Origin of the sequence: Methylobacterium sp. EM32, from assembly GCF_040593685.1 — a bacterium.
Lineage (GTDB): Bacteria > Pseudomonadota > Alphaproteobacteria > Rhizobiales > Beijerinckiaceae > Methylobacterium.
In genome coordinates this window covers 15,242-36,302 of the sequence record NZ_JBEXZS010000138.1, presented here as the reverse complement: position 1 = coordinate 36,302, position 21,061 = coordinate 15,242, and the positions used below count along the sequence as shown (strand labels likewise).

Below are 21,061 nucleotides of genomic sequence, written 5' to 3'. Positions count from 1 at the left end.
ATCGGGCGGAGGGGGTTGGGGCGTTGCTGGGGTTGGTGGCGTGAGCCCCGGACCCGTTATCCCGACCGACATCATACCCACCGCGTCATTCCGGGGCCGCGCAGCGGAGCCCGGAGTCCAGATGCACAGGTGATCGAGAAGAAAGCGGACCGTCACCGCCTCATTCTGCAAGGTTCGCGGTTCTGGATCCCGGGCTCTCGCCTGCGGCGAGCCCCGGGATGACGCGGAGATCCTTCATCGACCGGGCGCCTCGACGACGCGAGAGAGCCTGCTAGCAGCAATAGTACCAGGAAGACTGACCGTCATGTCCCTGAAGTCCCGTCTCGCCGAGGACCGCGTCCTCGTCGCTCCGGGCGTCTACGACGCCCTCACGGCCTCGATCGCCACGGATGCGGGCTTCGAGGCCCTGTACCTCTCCGGCGCGGCGATCGCCTATACGCGGCTGGGCCGGCCGGATATCGGCCTCGTCTCGATGAGCGAGGTCGCCGAGACCGTGGCCCTGGTGCGCGACCGGGTGGCGACGCCCCTCGTGGTCGATGCCGATAACGGCTACGGCAACGCGCTCAACGTCGAGCGCACCGTGCGGCTGTTCGAGCGCGCCGGCGCCAGCGCGATCCAGCTCGAGGACCAGAGCTACCCGAAGCGCTGCGGCCACCTTCAGGACAAGACCCTGATCGGCCAGGCCGACATGGTCGGCAAGATCCGCGCCGCGCTCGATGCCCGCGTGAGCGCCGAGACCCTGATCGTCGCCCGCACCGATGCGGTCGCCGTCGAGGGCTTCGAGCGCGCCATCGAGCGGGCCCAGGCCTATGCCGAGGCTGGCGCCGACGTGCTGTTCGTCGAGGCGCCGCGCTCGGAGAACCAGCTCGCCGCGGTGACGAAGGCGCTCGGCACGCAAGCCCCGCTCGTCGCCAACATGGTCGAGGGCGGCGACACCCCGCTCGCCTCGGCGGCCGATCTCGGGGCACTCGGCTTTCGTCTGGTGATCTTTCCCGGAGGCATCGTGCGGGCGCTCGCCCGCACCGCGAAGGAGTATTACGGCTCGCTCGCCAAGGCCGGCACCAACGCCCCCTTCTCCGAGCGGATGTTCGACTTCGGCGAGCTGAACGCCCTGATCGGCACCCCCGAGATGCTGGCCCGCGGCCGGGCTTACGAGGGGAGCGCCCAATGACCGCGATCGATCCCGTCACCCTGGCGGTGCTGAAGGGCCGCCTGGAGCAGATCGCCGACGAGATGGACGCGACGCTCTACCGCTCGGCCTTCAACCCGATCATCGCCGAGGCCCGCGACGCCTGCCACGGCCTCTACCACGCGACCACCGGCGACACCCTGGTCCAGGGCACCAAGGGCCTGCCGATCTTCGTCGGCGCCATGGCCTTCGCCGTGAAGGCGGTGATCGCCAAGGTCGAGCGCGAAGGGGGACTCGAGCCCGGCGACACGTTCCTGTTCAACGATCCCTATAGCGGCGGCACCCACCTCAACGATTTCCGGCTGGTCCGCCCGGTCTTCCGGGACGGAAAACTCTTTTGCTGGCTCGCCTCGGTCGGCCACTGGCTCGACATCGGCGGCAACGTGCCGGGGGGCTACAACCCGAAGGCCACCGAGAGCTTCCAGGAGGGCGTGCGCTTCCCGCCGGTGAAGCTGTTTTCCGCCGGGCGCCTGAACCAGGACATCGTCGACATCCTGGCCGCCAATACCCGCGTGCCGACCTCGAACTGGGGCGACCTCAACGGCCAGCTCAACGCTCTCGACCTCGGCGAGCGCCGCTTCACCGCGCTCCTCGACGAGTACGGCGACCGCACCGTGGACGCCGCCTTCGCGGCCTTCTCCGCCCGGGCCGAGGCCCTGATGCGCGCCGCGATCCGGGCGCTCCCGGACGGCCGCTACAGCTTCGAGGACGTGCTCGACAATGACGGCATCACCGACGAGCCGCTGACCATCGCCCTCGACCTGACGATCGACGGCGATCGGATGGTGCTCGACTTCTCGCGCTCCTCGGCCCCGGCGCAGGGACCGATCAACATCTCCCACGCGACCACCGTGGCCGCCTGCTACGTCGCCCTGAAGCACGTCTTCACCGAGGTCCCGGCCAATGCCGGCTGCCTGCGGCCGATCACCTTCGCGGTGCCGGAGACGACCCTGCTCGGCGCCGGTGCGCCGAAGCCGATGGCCGGCTACACCGAGACGATCCTGCGGCTGATCGGCGTGGTGCTGGGCGCCCTGGCGGAGGCCGATCCGGAGCGGGCGACGGCTGCGCCCTTCGGCACCATCAACGCGCTGTCGCTCGCCGGCCACCGGCCCGACGGCTCGCGCTGGGTGATGTTCTCGTTCTTCGGCGGGGGCTTGGGCGGCAACCCGGAGACCGATGGGCTCAGCCACGCCAACAACCCGATCTCGACCGCGACGATCCCGCCGGTGGAGATCCTGGAGGCCGCCTACCCGGTCGTCTTCACCCAGTGGTCCTTAAGGCCCGACAGCGCCGGGGCCGGCGCGCATCGCGGCGGCCTGGGCGCCGTCTACGAGATCGAGACCCTGACCGACGCCGACGTCTTCCTGCTCGGCGAGCGCGGCAAGGTGGCGCCGTTCGGCGTCGAGGGCGGGCGGCCGGCAGCGCTCAACCGCTTCGCCTGGCAGACGCCGGAGGGCTGGGCGAGCCCGCCGATGGTGTCGAAGGTCACCGATGTCCGCATCAAGGCCGGCGAGCGGGTCCGGCTCGAGACCCCCGGCGGCGGCGGCTTCGGCCATCCGGCCGAGCGGAACCGCGACGCCCTCAACCGCGACCTGCGCCTCGGCTACGTCACGCCGGAGGCCGCCGCCCGCGACTACGACCTGACGACCGGAGAAACCCGATGACCCCCCGCGCCATCGTCGGCGTCGATGTCGGCGGCACCTTCACCGACCTCTTCTACTACGACGAGGCCGCCGGCCGCTTCCAGACCGGCAAGGTCCCGTCTAACCGCGGCGACGAGGCGGTGGGCTTCCTCGCCGGCCTCAAGGGGTTCGGTCCGGTCGCTGGGCTCGCCTCGATCGTCCACGGCACGACCGTCGGCACCAACGCGCTGCTGGAGCGCAAAGGCGCCCGGATCGGCCTCATCACCACCCGGGGATTCCGGGACGTCCTGGAGATGCGCCGGCGCGACCGGCGCCACACCTGGGGCCTGTGGGGCGACTTCGTCCCCGTGGTCGACCGCGACCTGCGCCTGGAGGTGGACGAGCGGACGCTCGCCGACGGCACGATCCGTGAGAGTATCGATCCAGAGCAGGTGGCGAAGGCCGCCCGCGCGCTCTTGGCGAATGGCGCCGAGGCCCTGGCGATCTGCTTCGTCAACGCCTACGCCAACCCCGAGAACGAGCGAGTCGCCCTCGAAGCCGCAAGCGCCGTGTGGCCGAACGCCAATGTCGAGCGCTCGTCGGGCATCCTGCCGGAGATCCGCGAGTTCGAGCGCACCTCGACCACCGTGCTCAACGCCTATCTCCAGCCGGTCGTCGGCAGCTATCTCGGCAAGCTCGACCGGGCGCTCGACTCGGAAGGGTTCGAAGGGCGCTTCCACATCGTGCAGTCGAATGGCGGCGTGATGTCCACCGCCACCGCCCGACGGCTGCCGGTGCGCACCGCCCTCTCGGGGCCGGCGGCCGGCGTGATCGCGGCGGCCGCTATCGCCAAGGAGGCCGGCTTCCCGAACGTGATCACCGGCGATCTCGGCGGCACCTCCTTCGACGTGTCGCTGGTGGTCGAGGGCGAGACGGCGCTCGCGGCCCAAACCACGATCGATTTCGGTCTCGTGATCCGCACGCCGATGATCGAGATCAGCACGATCGGGGCCGGCGGCGGGTCGATCGGCCATGTCGATGCCGGCGGCCTGCTCCAGGTCGGGCCGGAGAGCGCCGGCTCGCGGCCGGGCCCGGTCTGCTACGGCCAGGGCAATACCCGTCCGACGCTGACCGACGCCAACGTGGTGCTCGGCCGCATCAACGCCGAGCGGCCTATCGGCGGGGCGCTGAAGCGCCTCGACGTCGAGGCCGCGAAGGCCGCAATCCAAGATCACGTCGCCGCGCCGCTCGGCCTCGACGTGATGACGGCGGCCGAAGCCATCGTGCGCGTCGCCGACGGCAAGATGGCGGGCGCGATCCGCCTCGTCTCGATCGAGCGCGGCCACGACCCGCAAAAGTTCGCGGCCGTGCCCTTCGGCGGCGGCGGGGCGCTGCATGTGGGGGCGCTGATCAAGGATGTGGGCCTGCGCGGGGCTCTCGTGCCGCGCTATCCGGGCGTCACCTCGGCGCTGGGCTGCGTCATCGCCGACATCCGGCACGATCAGGTCCAGACCCTGAACCTGTCGCTCGCCGGCCTCGACGCCGCCGCCCTCGACCGGCGGATGGTGGCGGAAGCCGAGGCTGCCCGGCAGGTCGTCGAGGCCGCCGGCCTCACCGTCTCGCGGATCGACACGGTGTTCGAGCTCGACATGCACTATGTCGGCCAGACCCACACCGTCGCGGTGGCGCTTCCCGTGACGGTCGAGAACGGCACCACCGGCGTCACCGTCGCGGTGATCCAGGCGGCGTTCGAGGCGGCCTACCGCATCTCGTTCAGCCGGCTGCTGCCGGGCCTCGGCACCCGCATCGTCAACCTGCGCACCGCCGCGATCGGGCGGCGGCCGCATTTCGACCTCGCCGCCCTGGCGCCGGGACCCGACGCCTCGCTCGACGCCGCCCGCCTCGGCAGCCGGCCGGTCTGGTTTTCCGGCGCCTGGCACGAGGCCACGATCTACGCCCGCCTCGCCCTGCCGGTCGGGGCCGAGATCCCGGGACCTGCGATCCTCGAACAGCCGGACGCCACCACCGTGGTCGATCCCGACCTGACGGCCCGCGTCGACCGGCTCGGCAACGTCGTCGTCACCCGCACGGGAGAGCCCGCATGAGCCACGCTCCGATCCCGGTCGAGCGCACCGCGCTCCTGATCTGCGATCTCCAGAACGACTTCCTGCACCCGGACGGCGCTTATGGCCGGGCGGGCCAGTCCGCGCCCGAGATCGCCGCCGTGCCCGCAACGGTACGGCCGCTGGCCGAGCTGATCCGGACGGGCGGTGGGTTCATCGTCTCGACCCACTTCACGCTGGTGCCGGGCAAGGGCGGCGAGCCCTTGATCTCACCCCACCTGCGCGAGCTGCGGCCGTTCCTGCGGAAGGGCGACTTCCTGCCCGGCGCCTGGGGCCACGCCCTGGTGGACGAGCTCCAGCCCGCCGACCTCTCGGTCGAGAAGGTCGCCTATTCGGCCTTCTACATGACCCGGCTCGAATGGGTTCTGCGCAAGGCGGGGATCGAGCGGCTGATCGTGTCGGGCATCGTCACCAATGGCGGCGTCGCCTCGACGGTGCGCGACGCCCATGTGCGGGACTTCTCGGTCACCGTGCTGTCGGATGGCTGCGCGGCCTTCTCGCTTGGCGTGCACCGGACCGCGATCGAGGCGCTCGAGCCCGTCTGCCGGGTGGCGGACGTCGCCGAGATCGTCCGGGAGCTGTCGGCATGAGGGTCGAGCCCGCCGCCTCCTTCGACATCGAGGTGCCGGTCGCGGTGATCGGCGCCGGGGCCGCCGGGCTGGTGGCGGCGCTCGCCGCCGTTGAGGCCGGGGCCGAAGTGCTGGTGGTCGAGCGCGATCCCGTGCCCCGCGGCTCGACGGCCCTCTCGGCCGGGCTGGTCCCGGCCCCTGGCACCCGGTGGCAGTGCGAGGCAGGGATCGAGGACAGCCCGGAGCTGTTTTCCGCCGACATCATGGCCAAGGCCAAGAACGAGCCGGATCCGGCCCTCGTCACGCGCCTCGCCGGCGCGGTCGGGCCCGCCCTCGAATGGCTGGCCGATCGCCACGGCCTGCCCTTCTCGGTCATCACCGATTTCCGCTATCCGGGCCACTCGGCCAACCGCATGCACGGCCTGCCGAGCCGGTCGGGCGAGGAACTGGTCGACCGCCTCGCCCGCGCCGTCGAGGAGGCCGGCATCCCGGTCCTGTGCGAGGCGACCGTCGACACGCTCTACACCGAGGCTGGCGCGATCCGGGGCATTGGCCTGACTCGCCCCGACGGCTCGCGCGAGCGCGTCGGCTGCCGGGCGCTGGTGCTGGCCTGCAACGGCTACGGCGGCAACAAGGCCTTGGTGGCGCAGCACGTGCCGGAACTCTCGAGCGCGCTCTATTTCGGCCACGAGGGCAACCAGGGCGACGCGCTGCTCTGGGGCGAGGCGCTCGGCGCCGCCACCCGCCACCTCTCGGGCCACCAGGGGCACGGCTCGGTGGCGCATCCCCACGGCATCCTGATCACCTGGGCGACCGTCACCGAGGGCGGGTTCCAGGTGAATGCGGAGGGGCGGCGCTTCTCCGACGAGAGCAGGGGCTATTCCGAGCAGGCCGCCGAGGTGCTGCGCCAGCCCGGCGGCGTGGCGGTCACAGTGTTCGATGAGCGCATCGCGGCCATCGCGCGACAGTTCGAAGACTTTCGGCGGGCCGAGAGCGCCGGGGCGATCGTCGCGGCCGACACTGTCGCAGAGCTGGCGGCGCGGCTGCACCTGCCGGAGGAGACTCTCTCCGCCACCCTCGCCGAGGTCGAAGCCCTGAAGCGCGACGGCGGAGGGGACGGGTTCGGGCGCGCCTTCGCCGGCGTGCCGGCGCTCAGCCCGCCCTACCGGGCGGTGCGGGTGACGGGCGCGCTGTTCCACACCCAGGGTGGACTCGTGGTCGACGACGACGCGCGGGTGCTGACGGCGGCGGGCGCGCCGATGCCGAACCTGTTCGCCGCGGGTGGCGCGGCCTGCGGCGTGTCGGGGACGGGGCCCGGAGGGTACCTGTCGGGCAACGGTCTGCTGGCGGCGGTGGCGCTCGGGCGCATCGCCGGGCAGGCGGCGGGGGCGATGGGGGTGCGTTAGCCCCTGTCGCCCACCATTTATGACATCCTCCCCCTTTCCCGGACGACTGCAGCGAAGCGGAAGGAGATCCGGGATCCAGCACAAAGACTAGCCGCGAAGCGGCTCTGCACCCTGCACCGTTGCGGACATAAAGACGCTTCGCGACTTTTCATGCTGGATCCCGGATCTCCTTCCACTTCGTTCCAGTCGTCCGGGAAAGGGGCGGAGTTCGTCATTTCGAGTTCCAGAACAAGACACGGAGGACGCCCCATGACCCCGCCCCCTCGCACCCTCCTCGACAAGGTCTGGGACGCCCACGTCATGGCGACCCGGCCCGACGGGCAGGCGCTCCTCGCCATCGACCGGCACCTGCTGCACGAGGGTTCGTTCCACGCCTTCGGCATGCTCGACCATGCCGCTCGAACAATCCGCCGCCCGGACCTGACCTTCGCGGTGGCCGATCACTACGTGCCGTCCCGCGACCGCAGCGGCCCGATCCCCGATCCCGAAATCGCCAACATGGTCTCGACGCTCGCCGACAATGCCGGCCGCCACGGCATCCGGCATTTCGGCCTCGACGACCGCGCCCAGGGCATCGTCCACGTCCTGGCGCCGGAGCAGGGCCTGACGCTGCCGGGCCTCACGGTCGTCTGCGGCGATTCCCACACCTCGACCCACGGCGCCTTCGGGGCGCTCGGCTTCGGCATCGGCGCGACGGAAGTCGCGCACGTGCTCGCCACGCAGGCCCTGTGGCAGCGCCGGCCCAGGACGCTGCGGGTCGGGATCGACGGGCAGCTCGGCCCCCACGTCACCGCCAAGGACGTGATCCTGGCGATCATCGTGGTGATCGGGGCCGGCGGCGCGGTCGGGCACGTGCTCGAATATGCCGGCAGCGCGATCCGCGGCCTGTCGATGGAGGGGCGGCTCACCATCTGCAACATGTCGATCGAGGCCGGCGCCCGGGCCGGCATGATCGCGCCGGACGACACCACCTTCGCGTTCCTGGAGGGCCGCGCCTACGCGCCGAAGGGTGCGCTGTTCGATGAGGCCGTGGCGGCGTGGCGGCAGCTCCCGAGCGACGAGGGCGCCCGGTTCGACCGCGAGGTGACGCTCGATGCCGCCGCCATCGCCCCGGCCGTGACCTGGGGCACCAGCCCCGAGACCGCGCTCCCCGTCACCGCGACGGTGCCGGATCCGGGCGCGGAGCCGGACGCCACCAAGGCCGGGCAGATGCGGACGATGCTCGACTATATGGGCCTGACCCCCGGTACCCCGCTCGAGGCGGTCGCGATCGACCGGGTCTTCATCGGCTCCTGCACCAATTCCCGCATCGAGGACCTGCGCGCCGCGGCGGAAGTGCTGCGCGGCCGGACGGCCGCGGTCCCGGGCCTCGTCGTGCCGGGATCCGGCCCGGTGCGGCGACAGGCCGAGGCCGAAGGGTTGGATCAGGTCTTTCGCGAAGCCGGCCTCGAATGGGGCGAGCCGGGCTGCTCGATGTGCGTCGGCATCAACGGCGACCTCGTGCCGGCGGGCGAGCGCTGCGCCTCGACCACCAACCGCAACTTCCCCGGCCGCCAGGGCCCGAACGCCCGCACCCACCTGATGAGCCCGGCCATGGCCGCGGCCGCAGCCGTCACCGGCCGCCTCACCGACATCCGCCGGCTCGGGAGCCGCTGACATGCAGCCCTACACCACGCTTCACGCCGTCGCGGTGCCGCTCGACGCCGCCAATATCGACACCGACCAGATCCTGCCGGCCCGCTTCCTGAAGAAGCCGCGCAGCGCCGGCTACGGCAACTTCCTGTTCCACGACGAGCGCCGCCGCAGCGAGGCGGTGCCTCTCGACGCGGCACCTTACGCTGGGGCCGGGATGCTTGTGGCCGACCGCAATTTCGGCTGCGGCTCCTCGCGCGAAGGCGCGGTCTATGCCCTCGTCGACGGCGGCATCCGCTGCGTGATCGCTCCGAGCTTCGGCGACATCTTCGCGTCGAACGCGGCCAAGAACGGGCTCCTGACGGTGACGCTGCCGGAAGAGGTCGCGGCGGGGTTGCGCGCGCGCCTCAAGGCGGAGCCGGGCGCCCGCCTCACGGTCGACCTGCCGGCCCAGGCCGTGACCGACCCGGACGGGGCCGCGATCCCGTTCGAGATCGACCCGTTCAAGAAGCGCTGCCTCGTCGAGGGCCTGGACGACGTGGCGCTGACCCTGGAGCATTCCGAGGCCATCGCGGCGTGGGAGGCGGAGGCGCCGCCGTGGCGGGTGCCGGCGGGGGCATGACCTCCCGCATTCCTCTATCTTTCGCAAACGGGAGTTGCGCGCGGCTTCCGCCTCACAGGGTCATCCCGGGGCCACGAATGCGGAGCCCGGGATCCAGAAATGCAGGCGTAATCGAATCGAGCGATACCCTGTCCGCCTCGTCCTGATCGAACTGAGGTTCTGGGCGTGCCTGCGGCACTCCGGGCTCCGCTGCGCGGTCCCGGAATGACCCGGAGGGTTTCAGATCCTTCATCGGGATCAAGGACGCGGCGGCCATCGAACGATGGAGAGGTGCAAGCGGCAGATCTCGATACCCTGGGTCCGACCTTGCCGCTGCTGCTGAGGCAGCACGCCGTTGAGGAAGAGACCTACGCCCCGGGGGGACTTCCCGCCCCGCAGCCATGCACCCACGCGATGGCTCACACTTTAATCCCTCCCCTGCACACGCCCGCGCCGATCAGCATCTTGTGATCGATCCGCCGCCCGTTACACTCCCGGCCCGAGCCGCGATGCCATCAATCAAACAGCGGCCGGAAGAGGGAACGTCATGCTGGAATGCGCACCCGTCGCCGGGCGGCGGCTCGTCCGCGCGTTGCTTGGTTCGACCATCCTGTTGGCCGCCAATGCCTCGCTCTCGACCGTTCAGGCCGCGGACCCGATCCGCATCGCGGTGATCGCGGAGGCGCAGGCGATCGCCGGGGCCGCGATCCCGCAGGCCGCCCAGCTCGCCGCCGACGAGATCAACGCCAAGGGCGGGATGGACGGCCGCAAGATCGAGATCGTCACCTACGACAACAAGAGCTCGGCGGCCGATTCGGTCCGCGCCTTCCAGCGTGCGGCGAGCGAGGACAAGGCCCACGCGGTCATCGCCAGCTACATCAGCGAGGTGGTGCTGGCGCTCCAGCCCTGGTCGGCCCGGCTGAAGCTGCCCTTCATCACGCCGGGCGCGGCCTCGAACGAGATCCCGCTCAACGTCCACAAGGACTACGCCCGCAACAAGTACTCCTTCCACGGCTACCTGACCTCGAAGGCGCAGTCCCAGGCCGTCTGCGACGCCGCCAAGGCGATCCTCGTCGAGGGCCGCCAGATGAAGACGGCCGTCATCATGAGCGAGGACGCGGCGTGGACGAAGCCCCTCGACGAGGGCTACAAGGAGTGCCTGCCGAAGATCGGCCTGAAGGTGCTCGACCACATCCGGTTCTCGCCGAGCACCACCGACTTCAACCCGATCTTCAGCCGCATCGAGGGCGCCAAGCCCGACGTGATCGTCACCGGCATCTCGCATGTCGGCGTCCAGCCGACGGTGCAGTGGCGCAGCCAGCAGGTGCCGATCCCGATGATCGGCATCGCCTCGCAGGCGACCAACGCGACCTTCTGGAAGGAGACGAACGGCGCGACGGAGGGCGTGCTGTTCGAGATGTTCGCCGCGCCCGGCACCAACGTGACGCCGAAGACCGCGCCCTTCGCCGAGGCGTTCAAGGCCAAGTACGGCAGCTATCCGGGCTATGCCGGCTACACGGCCTATGACGAGGTCTACTACATCGCGGATGCGGTGAAGCGGGCCGGCTCGACCGATCCCGACAAGCTCGTCGACGCCCTGGAGAAGACCGACTGGGAGGGCACCCTCGGGCGCATCCAGTTCTACGGCAAGGACGACGAGTTCACCCACTCGATCAAGTACGGCCCGGGCCTCGTGTCGGGCATGATGATGCAGTGGCAGGACGGCAAGCAGCTGGCGATCTGGCCGCAGAACGTCGCGAATGGGAAGATCACCTTCCCGAGCTTCGTCAAGGCCGGGACGGCGGCGAACTGACATAGGCCCAGCTGATGCGAGTCTCGTCTTCCATCTAAGCTTGCCGGCTCTCGCATCGGATCGTGCACATCTCCCCTCTCCCCGCGGGCGGGGAGAGGGCCGAGCCCTCGTTCAGAGGGTTCGGCAAGCCCGAAGGGCGAGGGTGAGGGGGTGTTTCCGGATGAGACTCCTCCGGCAACACCCCCTCACCCTCGCTCCGGCTGCGCCTACGCTCGCCGCGTCTCCTGAACGTCGACACGGCCCTCTCCCCGCCCGCGGGGAGAGGGGAAGACCCGCGCTTCATCCGGCGATGTTTTGATGTGCCAGCCCTCTCGGGAGCGGCGCGCCTCGCCCTCCTCCAAAGCGAGCCCCATGACTGCGATCCAGATCCTCATCGACGGCTTCGCCATCTCGGCGCTCTACGCGCTCGGCGCCACCGGCTTCACCCTCATCTTCGGCGTCTCGGGCGTGCTCAACCTCTCGCACGGAGCCCTCATGGTCACCGCCGCGGTGGTGGCCTGGGCGGCGTCGAGCGAGCTCGGCCTCGGCTCCTATGCGGGCGCCGCCGCGGGCATCGTCGTCTGCACGGCGCTGACGCTTGCCACCTACGGCGTCGTGGTGCGGCCCATCGACAAGTCCCGGGCGATCCCGCCGGAAGAGAAGGAGATCTTCATCCTCACCGGCACACTGCTGTGGGGCATCATGATCCAGGAGTTCATCGCCTACCTGTTCACGAGCAACGCCAAGACGGTGATGCCGATCGTCGAGGGGGTGGTGACGATCGCGGGCGTGCGCACGCCGTGGAACCAGGTCTTCACGGCGGTCGTCTGCTGGGCGGTGATCGGGCTGCTGTGGCTCTTGGTCAACCGCACCCGCACCGGCAAGGTGCTGCTCGCCGCATCCATGAACCCCCGCGGCGTGACGCTGCTCGGGTTCGAATTGTCGAAGATCTACGTGGCGATCTGGCTGATCTACGGCGTGCTCGCGGGCATCGCCGGCGTCCTGCTCGGCCAGTTCCTCGGCGTGTCGAGCTACAGCGTCGGCCCGCTCACCGCCAGCGCCTTCTCGATCGTGGTGCTGGGGGGCCTCGGCAGCGTCTCCGGCTCGCTGATCGCGGCCTACGTCGTCGGCTACCTCGAGACGCTGACCGCCTACCTCGTCTCCCCGGCCTACCGGACCATCCCCGCGCTGCTGCTGCTGGTGGCGGTGATGTATGTCCGCCCGCAGGGCCTGCTCGGGCGCCGCTGACGCAGCGGTCTCACCCGGATTTCAAGAAGAGGCCTGCATGCTCGCCAAGACGTTTCGCAATCCGCTATTCTGGCTCTGCCTGATCGGCCTCGCGCTCGCCAGCGTGCTGCCGCTCTGGGTCTCGGGCTACATCCTCGGGCTCCTCACCGTCGCGTATTACTTCGGCGTGTTCTCGATGGCCTGGGACCTGCTGTTCGGCTTCGCCGGCGAGGTCAATTTCGGGCCGACCTTCCTGATCGGCCTCGGCGCCTACACCGCCGGCATCCTCAACGGCCACGGCGTCGGCATCCCGCTCTGCCTGCTCGCCGGCACGGTCGCGGCGGTGATCGGCGGCCTCGTCCTGGCGCTGCCGGCGCTCCGGGTGCGCGGGCCCTATTTCGGCCTCACCACCGTCGTGGCGGTGCTGATCCTGCAGAACCTGATCGTCGTCTTCGCCGACACCACCGGCGGCGAGATCGGGCTGACGGTGCCCGACGTCATCAGCATCGACGCGGCGACGAATTACTGGATCGCGCTCGGCTTCATGGGGGTGAGCGGGCTCGTCCTCTATGCCATCGCGGTCTCGCCGGTCGGGCTGATCCTGCAGGCGAGCGGGCAGGACCCGGTCGAGGCCGGCGCGCTGGGCTTCAACGTCGCCAAGCACAAGCTCGCGGCGTTCTGCGTCAGCGCGGTCTTCTCCGGCCTCGCGGGGGCTTTGTTCGTCTTCTACATGGGCACCGCCTCGGTCGGCACGCTGGTCGACGTCTCGGTCGGCGTCCAGGTCATCATCGGGGCGGTGCTCGGCGGCCGGCGGACCATCGTGGGGGGCGTCCTCGGCGCCGTCTTCCTGATCGCCGCCGGCGAGTTGCTGCGCCCGCTCGGCTCGCTCTCGACCTTCGTCGTCTCGGCCGCAGCCCTCGCCGTCATCCTGTTCGTGCCGGCGGGCCTCCTCGGGATCCTCACCCGCCAGGGACGCCACGCCTGATGATCACCGTCCTCGCGTCACAAGGGTTGCGTCCATGAGTGCGGCCGGCCTCGCCCCGCCCCCCCTGCCCTCCGCCGAGCGGCCCGCGCCGGAATCCGGCCCGGCCCTGCTCGCGGTCGAGGGGCTGACCAAGCGCTACGGCGGCCTCGTCGCGGCGAAATCGATCGGCTTCACGGTGCGGGCCGGCGAGATCGTCGGGCTGATCGGGCCGAACGGCTCGGGCAAGTCGACGGTGATGAAGCTCATCATGGGGCTGGAGCGGCCGAATGCCGGCAGCATCCGCCTCGACGGCACCGAGATCGCCGGCTGGCCCTCGCACCGGGTGGCCCGGGCCGGCATCGGCCTCGTCTTCCAGCATTCCCGGCCGCTGCACCGCCAGACGGTGCTGGAGAACATCAAGCTCGCGCTCCTGCCCGACAGCCTGATCCGGCTCTTCGCCGATGCGAGCGTGGAGAAACGGGCCCGGGCGATCGCCGAGCGGGTGGGTCTCGGCGCCGTGATGGACCGGCGCCCCGGCACCCTGCCCTTCGCTGACTTACGCCGGATGGAGCTCGCCAAGGCCATCGCCCGCGACCCCAAAGTGGTGCTGGTCGACGAGCCCTTCGCAGGGCTCACCTCGGCCGAGGTGGCGGATTTCTCCGCCCTGATCCGCGGCTTTCGCGACGAGGGCAAGGCGGTGCTCCTCGTCGACCACAACGTGAAGAGCGTGTCGGCCCTCGTCGACCGGGTCTTCGCGATGTATCTCGGCGAGCGCGTCGCCGAGGGCAGCGCCGCCGAGGTGATGCGCAACGAGACCGTGCGCCGGGTCTATCTCGGCGGCAGCATCGAGACTGCAGCCCGGCCGGAGGCCAGCTTCACCGGCGCGCCGCTCCTCACGGTGGAGGGGCTCGACGTGCTCTACGGCAAGGCCCAGGCCCTGCGCCAGGTGAGCCTTCACGTCCACGAGGGCGAGTTCGTCTCGGTGGTCGGCCTCAACGGCGCCGGCAAGACGACATTGTTCAACGCCATCTCAGGGCTGGTGCCGCATGCGGGGCGGATCAGCTTCGCCGGCGAGCCGCTGGCGAAGCGCACGCCAGCGAGCATCGCCAAGGGGGATATCAAGGGGGGCATCGTCCAGGTGCCGGAGAGCCGCGAGCTGTTCGGCGAGATGAGCGTGCGCGAGAACCTCGACCTCGGCGGCCAGCACCTGCCCAAGCCCGAGAGCGCGCGCCAGCTCGAGTGGCTGCTCGAGCTCTTCCCCATCCTGAAGAGCCGTAGCGGCCAGATGGCCCGCACCCTGTCGGGGGGCGAGCAGCAGATGCTCACCATCGCCCGCGCGCTGATGATGAAGCCCCGCCTCCTGATCCTCGACGAGCCGACGCTCGGCCTCGCCCCGGTGATCCTGGAGCAGCTCTCGAAGGCGTTGGAGCGCCTGCGCCAGACGACGCCGATCACGGTGCTGCTCGGCGAGCAGAACGTCACCTTCGCGCTGCCCCATGCCGACCGGGTCTACGTGCTGGAGCATGCCCGTATCGTCTGGGAGGGCACGCCCGACCGCTTCGCCGCGGAGGCTGGGACAGGATACCTATAGATGCCGAACAGCCGCCGCAGGAACAAGCTCGGCCGGAGGGGCGAAACGAAGAACGCTTGACTCGGGTTAAGGCGCGCGGAGACGATCGGTCGTAACGGTGCAGGACAGCCAACCTCAGGAGAGAGCGGAATGTCCTGCTACTACTTCCATTTCCAGGTCGGCAGCCGCCTCATCCGGGATACCCGCGGCGTCGAGCTTGAGGAGCCGCACGAGATCATCAACTGCTCGGCCCATATCGCGGTGCTGCTGAAGCGGCGGGCCTGCCGCGAGCCCGAGTGGAAGGAGGCGATCATCCACGTCGAGGATAAGGAACGCCGCTTCAGCGTCTTCCTGCCGATCGCGCGGTTCGCGGATGCGATCCCGCGGTTGCAGGCGAACTAGACGGGAGAGGACCCAGCCTGGAGGACAGGCGCACGCGACCGACATTCCACCCTCAGGGTCATCCCGGGGCCGCCAAAGCGGAACCCGGGATGACGTTGAGGATGATGCTTACGCCGCCTTGATCTCCGCCACGAACCCCCCGATCTCGCGCTCCAGCGTCATGGCCTGGTGCGCCAGGTCCTGGGCGGCGCGCAGCACCTGGTCGGCGGTGCAGCCGGTGCGGTCGGCGCCCTGCTGCACCGCATCGATATGGCCGGAGACGACCTGCGTGCTGTGGGCGGCGTGCTGGACGTTGCGGGCGATCTCGCCGGTGGCGGCGCTCTGGCGTTCCATCGCGGTCGCGACCCCGGTGGCGATGGCGTTCATGTCGCGGATCGTGCCGCCGATCGCTTCGATCGCCCGCACCGCCTCCGCCGTCTGGGCCTGGATGCTGCCGATCTGGCCGGCGATCTCGTCGGTCGCCCGTGCCGTGCGGGTGGCGAGGTCCTTGACCTCGGCCGCTACCACCGCGAAGCCGCGGCCCGCCTCCCCGGCCCGGGCCGCCTCGATCGTGGCGTTGAGCGCGAGCAGGTTGGTCCGGCCGGCGATGCTGGTGATGAGCTGGACCACATCGCCGATCTGCTGGGCGGCCGCCGCCAGCGCCCGGATCGTCGCCTCGGTGCGGGCGGCCTCCGCGTCGGCACGGCCGGCGATGACCGAGGAATGGCCGACCTGCCGGACGATCTCCTCGATGCTCGCGGAGAGCTCGTCCGTCGCATTCGCCACGCCGCCGACATTGGCGGAGGTCTGGCTCGCCGCCTCGGCGACGCCCGCCGACAGACTCGACGATTCGGCGGCCGAGGTCGACAGGTGGCGCGCCGCCCCCTCCATCTGGCTCGCGGCCGCGGTCAGGGTGGCGATCAACGCCGAGACCTTGCCCTCGAAGCCCCGGGTCAGGGTCTCCAGATGGCGCGCCCGCTCCATCTTGGCGTCGGTGTCCCGGCGCTGGAGCGCGTCGCGATGCTCGGATTCGACCAGCCCGTCGCGGAACAGGGCCACGGTGCGGGCCATCGCGCCGATCTCGTCGGCGCGGCCGGTATCCGGCATGTCGATCGCCCGGGCCCCGCCGCCCAAAGCCGCCATGGCGCCCGACAGCCGCTGCAGCGGCCCGGTGATCGAGCCGGCCAGCCGCAGCGAGATCAGGATCCCGAGCAGCACGATGCCGACCGCCTTGGCGAGGAACGCCGTGGTGCCCTGCTCGACGCTGCGGGCGAAGTTCTCCTCGTAGGTCAGCGCGTCGCGGTTCACCTCCGTCAGCAGCGTCTCGGACGCCTTCATCGATTGGTCGCGGGCGGTACGGGAGACCTTGAGGTGCTTGCCCCAGTCGGCGGCCAGCGCCGCGGCGCGGTCGAGGGCGCCGCGCCAGACGGTCAGCTTGGCCCCGAGGTCGGCGTTGCCCTGGAGCTTGGCCTGGGTTTCGGCCGCGGATTGGTTCGCCGCCGTGGCGTGCTTGACCTCGCCCGTCGTCTTGAACTGCGCCACCTGCTCGCGGGCGGACTTGAACGCTTCTGCGGCGCCGTTCAGCATCCGCGCTTGATCGAGATCGCCGGCCTCGAAGGCGCGGTTGCGCCGTTGCGACAGGCCGTGCGCGATCAGGTCGCCGGCCTGGTCGATCTCCCGGGCGTGGAGCGCCTGCTCCTCGCCCTTGATCTTGGCCAGCGTGGCATACTCGGCGCCATAAGTCTTCAGGGCGGCGGCGATCGCGTCGCTCAAGGCCTGCTCGTCGGGATCGAGCCTGACGCCGCCGCGGTTCTCGATCAGGCGCAAGGACTTGTCGAGATAGTCGAACGCCACCTTGAGAGCCGCGGGGTCGAAGCGCTGGAGCCAGCGGCTGAGCTCGAACCGCGTCTGCATCATCGCCATGTCGACGGCGCGGACATGCTCGGTCTTCGCCCGGTTCTGCTGGTAGTCGGCGAAGCTCGCGTTGACCTCCCGTACCAGGATGTAGCCCGACACCGCCACGCCCACGGTCGTCGCCAGCACCACGCCGAAGCCCGCGAAGATCCGCGCCTTGATCGACAGGCGCGACAGACGCCCAGCCTTGACCCACATCCGCATCGGTCCCGTCGCCCCGTCCAAGGCTCACTCTGGAACGGAGGTTGGGTGATTTCCGCTAAGGCAGGATTAAAATGAGCAACTTTTTGCTCTGACGAGCGATATGAATATCTGACAATTTTCCTATCATTCCATCGAGATGCGACCATCCGACACTTCACGCAGAAAGCAGAGATGCGTTGGCTGAGCGGTTTTCATTGGATCGGAGCGCCGCTCGTGGCAGATTTTCGTTGCGAAACGGGCGATCGTCTCGATGGGTCGCCGCGTCATCAACGTACCGAATCACTTGCCGGATCTTCTTGCCGGATCTCTCTGCCGGTTCGCACGCCGGTCAGCCGTAGGCCGCCAGCGCCCGGGTGTGGCCGGGCTCGGCCACCGGGATGCCGGCATCGGTGTACTCGTTGAGCTTGTTGCGCAGGGTGCGGATCGAGATGCCGAGGATCCTGGCGGCGTGGGTGCGGTTGCCGAGGCAGTGGTCGAGGGTGTCGAGGATCAGGTCGCGCTCGACTTCGGCGAGCGAGCGGCCGACGAAGGCCCGGGTCGCCGCCTCGGCGGCCTGCACCGCGCGGGCGGCGGGGCTGGCGCCCGCCAGCGCCTCGCCGTCCGGCGAGCGGATCGCGTCGGCATCGATCTCGGGGCCGCTCGCCAGGAGTACCGCCCGGTGCAGGGTGTTCTCCAGCTCGCGCACGTTGCCGGGCCAGGGGTTCTGGGCGACGAGGCGGCGCGCTTCCGCCGAGAGCGGCCGCGGCGCGATGCCGTTCGCCTCGGCGTATTTGCGCGCGAAGTGGCCGGCGAGCTCCAGGATGTCCGACGGGCGGTCGCGCAACGGCGGCAGGCGCAGCTGGACGACGTTGAGGCGGTAGAGCAGGTCCTCCCGGAAGGTGCCCTTGCGCGCCTCCTCGGCGAGGTTGCGGTTCGAGGTGGCGAGCACCCGGATGTCGACCTTCACCGGCTGGGTGCCGCCGACCCGGTCGATCACCCGCTCCTGCAGCGCCCGCAGGAGCTTGGCTTGCAGCCGCACGTCCATCTCGGAGATCTCGTCGAGGAGCAGCGTGCCGCCATTGGCCTCCTCGAACCGGCCGATGCGCCGGGCCACCGCCCCGGTGAAGGCCCCCTTCTCGTGGCCGAACAGCTCGGATTCGAGCAGCGCGTCGGGGATCGCCGCGCAGTTCACGCTGACGAAGGGTTTCTGCGCCCGGTTCGAGCGGGTGTGGACGTAGCGCGCCAGCACCTCCTTGCCGGTGCCGCTCTCGCCGGTGATCAGCACCGAGGCGTCCGAGCGCGCCACCTGCTCGGCGAGCTTGACCACCCGCTCCATCGAGGCGTCGCGCCATACGAAGGCGCGGGCATCCGCCGTCACCGCCTCCAGCACCGCCGCGATCAGCTCGGGATCGGGCGGCAGCGGAATGTATTCCTTGGCCCCCGCCTGGATCGCCGCCACCGCCGACCTGGCGTCGGTGCCGGTGCCGCAGGCCACCACGGGCGTGCGGATGCGCTCGTCGGCGAGCGCCGTCACCAGGGTGCGGATCGACAGCGACGCCTCGCACATCACGAGGTCGGCGCCCTTGGCCCTGAGCGCGTTGAGGCCCTGCTCGACCCCGTCGGCCTGGGTCACGGCGGCGCCGCGGCTCATCGCGATCCGGGAGGCGGTGACGAGTTCGCCGTTCAGGCGTCCGATGATCAAGAGCCGCATGGCGGGCACTCCGTGGGGCGTTTTCCGGGCGGCGGGGGCAAAGATCAGCCGTCGACCTTGACGATCTCGGTCATCGTCACGCCGAGGCGCTCCTCCACCAGCACCACCTCGCCGCGGGCGACGAGGCGGTTGTTGACGAAGATGTCGATCGCCTCGCCGACCTTGCGGTCGAGTTCCAGCACCGTGCCGGGGCCGAGGCGCAGGAGGTCGCCGATCGGCATCCGGGACGAGCCGAGCACCGCCGAGACCATCACCGGCACGTCGAAGACCTGCTCCAGGTCGGAGGCCGACTTCGCCGCCACCGGCGCGTCGCGCATCGCCGCGGTCGCCGTGGTGTCGAAGGCGAGATCCGCCTCGCTGAGCTGGGGCAGGCCGAGATCGTTGTCGGAGGACATTCGCGTACCTCGTGAGAGAAGGGGGTCTTGTGTCGGGATCGGGGCGTCAGGCGGCGGGCAAGGCGGCGAGGAGCGCGGCCTCGATCGCCGCGCGCTCGCGCACCACGCCGCCATCAGCCCACTCGATGCGGGCGTCGCCCGGCGCCATGCCGGGATCGCCCATCACGATCAGGCGGCCCTCGTAGCCGCGCTCGCGGGCGAGCCGGGCGACGTGTCGCTCGGTCTCCTCGACGAGCGCGTCGTGCACCCGGATCGCCAGGTGCGGCACGCCGCGCAGGTGCTGGAGCGCGCGGCCCGCGGCCTCGGCGATCGCCGCCACCGGCTGGCTGTCGAGGGCGGCGCCGGCGATCTTGCGCCCGAGCGCCACCGCGAAATCGAAGGCCTGGGCCTCGCGCTCGGCGTCGCGGGCATCCGCGCCGGCGATCATGCCGGCGGCAGCCGCCGCGACGCGGTTGAGGGCGTCGGCGAGTCGCGCCTGCACCTGCGCCTCGGCCTGGGCGCGGCCCTCGTGGAGGCCGCGGGCATAGGCCGCCGCCTCGGCCTCGGCCCGGGCGGCCGTCTCCCGGGCGGCGGCCTCGGCCGCGCAGAGCGCCTCCGCCTCGGGGGCGGGCGCCTCCTCCGCCGGCGGCTTGCCGGCGGGCTGACGGAAATCGGTGTCGAACAGGAAGCGCCGGATCTGCGCCATCAGGCTTTTTCCTTCGCTTCGACCGTGATCGTCCGGCAGGGGCGCATCAGTAGACCAGCTCTTCCTCGGCGCTGTTCTTGGCGATCATGATCTCGCCCTTCTCGGCCAGCTCCTTGGCCAGGTCGGTCATCTTCGCCTGGGCCTCGTCGACCTCCTTGAGGCGGATCGGCCCGAGCGATTCCATGTCGTTCTGCATGTTCTTGGCCGAGCGGCTCGACATGTTGGCGAAGAAGTAGGCCCGGACCGGGTCCGACGCGCCCTTGAGCGCTCGGGCCAGCACGTCGCGGTCGACGCTGCGCATCAAGGTCTGGACGCTGCCGGCATCGAGCTTCATCAGGTCGTCGAAGGTGAACATCAGCTGGCGGATCTTCTTCGCCGAGCCGCGATTCGCCTGGTCGAGGGCGGTCAGGAACCGGATCTCGGTCTGCCGGTCGAAGGCGTTGAACACGTCGGCGAGCAGCTCGTGGGCGTCGCGCCGGGTGGTCTGGGCGATGGTCGAGACGAACTCGACCCGCAGGATCTCCTCGATGTGGCGCAGGGCCTCCTTCTGCACCGTCTCCATCCGGAGCATCCGGTTGAGGACGTCGATGGCGAAGTCCTCCGGCAGGATGGTCAGGACCTTGGCGGCGTAGTCCGAGCGCACCCGCGACAGGATCACCGCGACGGTCTGCGGGTACTCGTTGCGCAGGAACGAGGCCAGGATCTCGGGGTCGATCTGGGTCAGGCTGGCCCAGACCCGGCGGGTCGAGGCGCCCTTCACCTCCGCCATGATCACCGCGACCTGCTCGGGCGGGAAGATCTTGAGGAGCAGCGACTCGGTGCGCTCGAAGCTCGAGGTGATGCCGCCGCTCGACGAGAGCCGCGAGACGAAGTCGACGATCAGGTGCTCGACCGCCTCGGCCTCGAGCGAGCCGAGCTGGACCATGGCGTGCGAGACCTTCTTGACCTCGTCCTCCTCCAGCATCCGCCAGATCGGCGCGCCGTCCGCCTCGCCGAGCAGCAGCAGCAGGGCGGCGGCGCGCTGGGTCCCGGGCATCTCGGCGAAGCTCAGGCCCGCAGCCGCGGAGCGGGATGCCGGCATCGAAGTCACGGCCATG

At 70.4% G+C, this 21,061-nt stretch carries 17 protein-coding genes; 12 read left to right on the top strand and 5 right to left on the bottom strand.

What is annotated here, in order from left to right; translation table 11 throughout:
* The first annotated feature begins 304 nt into the window (after window positions 1-304).
* The 12 genes from ABZT49_RS18200 (at window position 305) to ABZT49_RS18145 (ending at window position 15,097) form a co-directional block, all read left to right on the top strand.
* Window positions 305-1,171, top strand: a complete 867-nt coding sequence (locus ABZT49_RS18200) for an isocitrate lyase/PEP mutase family protein (protein ID WP_355287758.1) — start codon at window positions 305-307, stop codon at window positions 1,169-1,171.
* Window positions 1,168-2,853 carry a hydantoinase B/oxoprolinase family protein gene (locus ABZT49_RS18195; RefSeq protein ID WP_355287756.1) on the top strand — a complete coding sequence of 562 codons (1,686 nt, stop codon included), beginning with the start codon at window positions 1,168-1,170 and terminating at the stop codon, window positions 2,851-2,853. The genes ABZT49_RS18200 and ABZT49_RS18195 overlap by 4 nt, the downstream gene beginning before the upstream one ends.
* Entirely contained in the window at window positions 2,850-4,916 is a 2,067-nt protein-coding gene (locus ABZT49_RS18190) for a hydantoinase/oxoprolinase family protein (protein WP_355287754.1), read from the top strand. The genes ABZT49_RS18195 and ABZT49_RS18190 overlap by 4 nt, the downstream gene beginning before the upstream one ends.
* Entirely contained in the window at window positions 4,913-5,524 is a 612-nt protein-coding gene (locus tag ABZT49_RS18185; RefSeq protein WP_355287752.1) for a cysteine hydrolase, read from the top strand. The genes ABZT49_RS18190 and ABZT49_RS18185 overlap by 4 nt, the downstream gene beginning before the upstream one ends.
* Window positions 5,521-6,909 (top strand): FAD-dependent oxidoreductase, encoded by a 1,389-nt coding sequence (locus ABZT49_RS18180; RefSeq protein ID WP_355287750.1) that lies wholly within the window; start codon window positions 5,521-5,523, stop codon window positions 6,907-6,909. Before ABZT49_RS18185 ends, ABZT49_RS18180 begins: the two co-directional genes overlap by 4 nt.
* Window positions 6,910-7,158: 249 nt before the next feature.
* Window positions 7,159-8,565, top strand: a complete 1,407-nt coding sequence (leuC, locus tag ABZT49_RS18175) for a 3-isopropylmalate dehydratase large subunit (RefSeq protein ID WP_355287748.1) — start codon at window positions 7,159-7,161, stop codon at window positions 8,563-8,565.
* 1 nt (window position 8,566) lies between these two features.
* Complete coding sequence (gene leuD, locus ABZT49_RS18170; RefSeq protein ID WP_355287746.1) at window positions 8,567-9,163, top strand: 3-isopropylmalate dehydratase small subunit; 597 nt, start codon at window positions 8,567-8,569, stop codon at window positions 9,161-9,163.
* Window positions 9,164-9,689: 526 nt separating this feature from the next.
* Window positions 9,690-10,955: an ABC transporter substrate-binding protein gene (locus tag ABZT49_RS18165; RefSeq protein ID WP_355287744.1), complete on the top strand. Its 1,266-nt coding sequence runs from the start codon at window positions 9,690-9,692 to the stop codon at window positions 10,953-10,955.
* A 351-nt stretch (window positions 10,956-11,306) separates the two neighbouring features.
* Complete coding sequence (locus ABZT49_RS18160) at window positions 11,307-12,182, top strand: branched-chain amino acid ABC transporter permease (protein ID WP_355287742.1); 876 nt, start codon at window positions 11,307-11,309, stop codon at window positions 12,180-12,182.
* A gap of 37 nt (window positions 12,183-12,219) precedes the next feature.
* On the top strand, window positions 12,220-13,146 hold the full coding sequence (locus tag ABZT49_RS18155; protein ID WP_355287740.1) for a branched-chain amino acid ABC transporter permease: 927 nt from the start codon (window positions 12,220-12,222) through the stop codon (window positions 13,144-13,146).
* Window positions 13,147-13,180: 34 nt separating this feature from the next.
* Window positions 13,181-14,716 carry an ATP-binding cassette domain-containing protein gene (locus ABZT49_RS18150; RefSeq protein ID WP_355287738.1) on the top strand — a complete coding sequence of 512 codons (1,536 nt, stop codon included), beginning with the start codon at window positions 13,181-13,183 and terminating at the stop codon, window positions 14,714-14,716.
* A 129-nt stretch (window positions 14,717-14,845) separates the two neighbouring features.
* Window positions 14,846-15,097 carry a DUF6894 family protein gene (locus ABZT49_RS18145; protein ID WP_355287737.1) on the top strand — a complete coding sequence of 84 codons (252 nt, stop codon included), beginning with the start codon at window positions 14,846-14,848 and terminating at the stop codon, window positions 15,095-15,097.
* Between the two features lie 108 nt (window positions 15,098-15,205).
* Here the strand turns inward: ABZT49_RS18145 and ABZT49_RS18140 are convergent, their stop codons facing one another.
* The 5 genes from ABZT49_RS18140 to fliG all read right to left on the bottom strand — a co-directional run bounded on the left by ABZT49_RS18140 (window position 15,206) and on the right by fliG (window position 21,060).
* On the bottom strand, window positions 15,206-17,194 hold the full coding sequence (locus ABZT49_RS18140) for a methyl-accepting chemotaxis protein (protein ID WP_355287735.1): 1,989 nt from the start codon (window positions 17,192-17,194) through the stop codon (window positions 15,206-15,208).
* Between the two features lie 328 nt (window positions 17,195-17,522).
* The gene (locus ABZT49_RS18135) at window positions 17,523-18,884 is read right to left on the bottom strand and encodes a sigma-54 dependent transcriptional regulator (RefSeq protein WP_355287733.1); all 1,362 of its coding nucleotides are present in this window, start codon (window positions 18,882-18,884) and stop codon (window positions 17,523-17,525) included.
* A 44-nt stretch (window positions 18,885-18,928) separates the two neighbouring features.
* On the bottom strand, window positions 18,929-19,279 hold the full coding sequence (gene fliN / locus ABZT49_RS18130; protein ID WP_099907523.1) for a flagellar motor switch protein FliN: 351 nt from the start codon (window positions 19,277-19,279) through the stop codon (window positions 18,929-18,931).
* 46 nt (window positions 19,280-19,325) lie between these two features.
* Complete coding sequence (locus tag ABZT49_RS18125) at window positions 19,326-19,964, bottom strand: FliH/SctL family protein (protein WP_355287731.1); 639 nt, start codon at window positions 19,962-19,964, stop codon at window positions 19,326-19,328.
* 46 nt (window positions 19,965-20,010) lie between these two features.
* A complete protein-coding gene (gene fliG, locus ABZT49_RS18120) occupies window positions 20,011-21,060 on the bottom strand; it encodes a flagellar motor switch protein FliG (RefSeq protein WP_109971182.1) in 1,050 nt (349 codons plus the stop codon).
* Window position 21,061 lies beyond the last annotated feature (1 nt).

Excerpts from the sequence above, each read along its gene's own strand:
- ABZT49_RS18200 (WP_355287758.1), top strand. The coding sequence starts at position 305 with ATGTCCCTGAAGTCCCGTCTCGCCGAGGACCGCGTCCTCGTCGCTCCG.
- ABZT49_RS18195 (WP_355287756.1), top strand. The coding sequence starts at position 1,168 with ATGACCGCGATCGATCCCGTCACCCTGGCGGTGCTGAAGGGCCGCCTG.
- ABZT49_RS18190 (WP_355287754.1), top strand. The coding sequence starts at position 2,850 with ATGACCCCCCGCGCCATCGTCGGCGTCGATGTCGGCGGCACCTTCACC.
- ABZT49_RS18185 (WP_355287752.1), top strand. The coding sequence starts at position 4,913 with ATGAGCCACGCTCCGATCCCGGTCGAGCGCACCGCGCTCCTGATCTGC.
- ABZT49_RS18180 (WP_355287750.1), top strand. The coding sequence starts at position 5,521 with ATGAGGGTCGAGCCCGCCGCCTCCTTCGACATCGAGGTGCCGGTCGCG.
- leuC (WP_355287748.1), top strand. The coding sequence starts at position 7,159 with ATGACCCCGCCCCCTCGCACCCTCCTCGACAAGGTCTGGGACGCCCAC.
- leuD (WP_355287746.1), top strand. The coding sequence starts at position 8,567 with ATGCAGCCCTACACCACGCTTCACGCCGTCGCGGTGCCGCTCGACGCC.
- ABZT49_RS18165 (WP_355287744.1), top strand. The coding sequence starts at position 9,690 with ATGCTGGAATGCGCACCCGTCGCCGGGCGGCGGCTCGTCCGCGCGTTG.
- ABZT49_RS18160 (WP_355287742.1), top strand. The coding sequence starts at position 11,307 with ATGACTGCGATCCAGATCCTCATCGACGGCTTCGCCATCTCGGCGCTC.
- ABZT49_RS18155 (WP_355287740.1), top strand. The coding sequence starts at position 12,220 with ATGCTCGCCAAGACGTTTCGCAATCCGCTATTCTGGCTCTGCCTGATC.
- ABZT49_RS18150 (WP_355287738.1), top strand. The coding sequence starts at position 13,181 with ATGAGTGCGGCCGGCCTCGCCCCGCCCCCCCTGCCCTCCGCCGAGCGG.
- ABZT49_RS18145 (WP_355287737.1), top strand. The coding sequence starts at position 14,846 with ATGTCCTGCTACTACTTCCATTTCCAGGTCGGCAGCCGCCTCATCCGG.
- ABZT49_RS18140 (WP_355287735.1), bottom strand. The coding sequence starts at position 17,194 with ATGCGGATGTGGGTCAAGGCTGGGCGTCTGTCGCGCCTGTCGATCAAG.
- ABZT49_RS18135 (WP_355287733.1), bottom strand. The coding sequence starts at position 18,884 with ATGCGGCTCTTGATCATCGGACGCCTGAACGGCGAACTCGTCACCGCC.
- fliN (WP_099907523.1), bottom strand. The coding sequence starts at position 19,279 with ATGTCCTCCGACAACGATCTCGGCCTGCCCCAGCTCAGCGAGGCGGAT.
- ABZT49_RS18125 (WP_355287731.1), bottom strand. The coding sequence starts at position 19,964 with ATGGCGCAGATCCGGCGCTTCCTGTTCGACACCGATTTCCGTCAGCCC.
- fliG (WP_109971182.1), bottom strand. The coding sequence starts at position 21,060 with ATGGCCGTGACTTCGATGCCGGCATCCCGCTCCGCGGCTGCGGGCCTG.